At 60.6% G+C, this 2,180-nt stretch carries 2 protein-coding genes and 1 pseudogene; all 3 read left to right on the forward strand.

The genetic code is table 11. From position 1 onward, the window contains the following. Positions 1-303: 303 nt before the first annotated feature. Entirely contained in the window at positions 304-660 is a 357-nt protein-coding gene (locus tag J8I87_RS43755; protein WP_245254626.1) for a transposase, read from the forward strand. 76 nt (positions 661-736) lie between these two features. Then, a complete protein-coding gene (gene tnpB / locus J8I87_RS43760; protein ID WP_209938856.1) occupies positions 737-1,072 on the forward strand; it encodes an IS66 family insertion sequence element accessory protein TnpB in 336 nt (111 codons plus the stop codon). 62 nt (positions 1,073-1,134) lie between these two features. Further along, positions 1,135-2,103, forward strand: a pseudogene (gene tnpC / locus J8I87_RS43765) (IS66 family transposase); the annotation flags it as partial. Between the last annotated feature and the right edge of the window lie 77 nt (positions 2,104-2,180).

Below are 2,180 nucleotides of genomic sequence, written 5' to 3' on the forward strand. Positions count from 1 at the left end.
AAGTAGGTAATCGTCAGGCTCCTTACCCCATGCACCAACCCCGCCCTCAAAAGCGGGGTTGCTGCGTTTACGGCGCCCGGAAGGGCAGTCGGTTCCGCGCGAGGCTGTGACCTGCCTCCTTCGTCAGTACTGAGCCCAGAATTCCAAGTCAGCCTCACCGACGAATCCCCACCGAAAACAATTCAAAAATTTTGACCAGTACCTCACTCCCTTGGTCAACACCGTTTAAATCATAAGAAATTACCCGACCCTTCCCAAAAAAGGGCGTAAGCGCCCGGCAATGTCGCCTTGAACCAGCGGGTTATGAAAGCGACGATCGTGTCCAGCAATTCTTTTAATGGACACGTGTACGCTATGAACGAGAATGAGGCAGTTTCTGAGGTAGTGCAGCCGACACGGCGCCGTCGCCACAGCAAGGAATTCAAGGAGAAGGTAATCCGTGCGGCGATGCAGCCGAATGTGTCGATCGCCGCGGTCGCGATGCATTACCAGTTGAATGCGAATTTGTTGCGTCGTTGGGTGGCCGCGCAGGAGGAGCAGGACGTCGCGCGCGAGGCGCGCCAGTCGATGAGCGTGCCGCCGGCGGAGTTCGTTCCGCTGCAACTGCAAGCGCCGGGCGCGGTGCCTGCTTCGACGGAGATTCAGATCGAAGTGCGCTGAGGGGCGGCGACCGTCGAGGTGCGCTGGCGCTTTCCGCTGCAGCAGATTGCGCCGCCTGGTTGCAAGGGTGGCTGCGATGATCCGCATCGACGCGATCTGGCTGGCAACCGAGCCCATCGACATGCGCGCGGGCATCGATACGATCCTTGCGCGTGTCGTGAAGGTGTTCGGCGCGGCACGGCCGCACCACGCCTATCTGTTTGCCAACAAGCACTCGACGCGCATGAAGGTGCTGGTGTACGACGGGTTCGGTATCTGGCTGGCCGCGCGCCGCCTGAACAAGGGGCGGTTCATCTGGACGAGTGGAGACCAGGCGATCGCCACCGCTCTGAATCCCGAGCAACTGCGAGCGCTGGTGACGGGGCTACCCTGGCAGACGCTCACACACGATCACGCGATCACGGTCGTGTAATAGCCCCAAAGCCGTAAACTGGCTTGCTTCCGCAGCGGGTTGGGTTCTGGCAGACTGGCCGCATGAACCTGCCTGCCAACCTCGATGCTCTGAGCCCCGACGAGCTGCGCACACTGGCTGCGCAGTTGATGGCTCAGGTCGGCGAGAAGGACCGGGAACTGCGCTACCGTCAGACGCGCATTGACCAGCTCACACACGAGATTGCCGTGCTCAAGCGCCTGCAATTCGGCAAGCGCAGCGAGCAGCTCAACGTCGAGCAGATGAGTCTGCTCAATGAGGCCATCGACGCCGATCTTGCCGCACTCGAAATCGAACTTGAGCAGTTGCAGCCGGATACCCCACCGGATAAACAACGTCAGAAGCCCAGACGCACACCGCTGCCTCTGGACTTGCCGCGCACTGACATCCGCCATGAACCCGACGACAAGACGTGCTCCTGCGGTTGCCAGCGCGTGCGTATCGGCGAGGACATCAGCGAGAAACTGGACTATACGCCAGGCGTGTTCACGGTCGAGCGCCATATCCGCGGCAAGTGGGCCTGCAAGGCCTGCGAGACGCTAATTCAAGCGGCTGTTCCGCCTCATGTGATCGACAAGGGCATTCCAACCGCCGGGTTGCTCGCGCAAGTGCTCGTCGCCAAGTACGGCGATCACTTGCCGTTGTACCGTCAGGAACGCATCTTCGAGCGCGCGGGCCTGGCGATTCCACAATCGACCCTCGGCGAGTGGGTCGGCGTTTGTGGGGTACGGTTGCAGCCGTTGATTGACGCGCTTCGCCAGGAGCTTCTGCAGCACAATGTGCTGCATGCTGATGAGACGCCGGTGCAGATGCTGGTTCCCGGTAAAGGAAAGACGCAGCGTGCATACGTATGGGCGTATGCCACCACGCGGTTCGCCGACGTGCGCGCAGTGGTCTATGACTTCGCCGATAGCCGCGCTGGCGAACATGCTCGCACCTTTCTCGGCAAATGGCGTGGCAAGCTGGTATGTGACGACTACAGCGCCTACAAGGCCGGATTCGAGCTGGGTATCTGAGCGTGAGCACGGAAGTCGATGGACTGTTTTGCAGCGTAAATGAGGGACGGCTGGCAAAGTAAAACGGGGACCTG

It is taken from the genome of Paraburkholderia sp. LEh10, from assembly GCF_017814945.1.
In the GTDB taxonomy this organism is placed as follows: Bacteria; Pseudomonadota; Gammaproteobacteria; order Burkholderiales; family Burkholderiaceae; genus Paraburkholderia.

Excerpts from the sequence above, each read along its gene's own strand:
- J8I87_RS43755 (WP_245254626.1), top strand. The coding sequence starts at position 304 with ATGAAAGCGACGATCGTGTCCAGCAATTCTTTTAATGGACACGTGTAC.
- tnpB (WP_209938856.1), top strand. The coding sequence starts at position 737 with ATGATCCGCATCGACGCGATCTGGCTGGCAACCGAGCCCATCGACATG.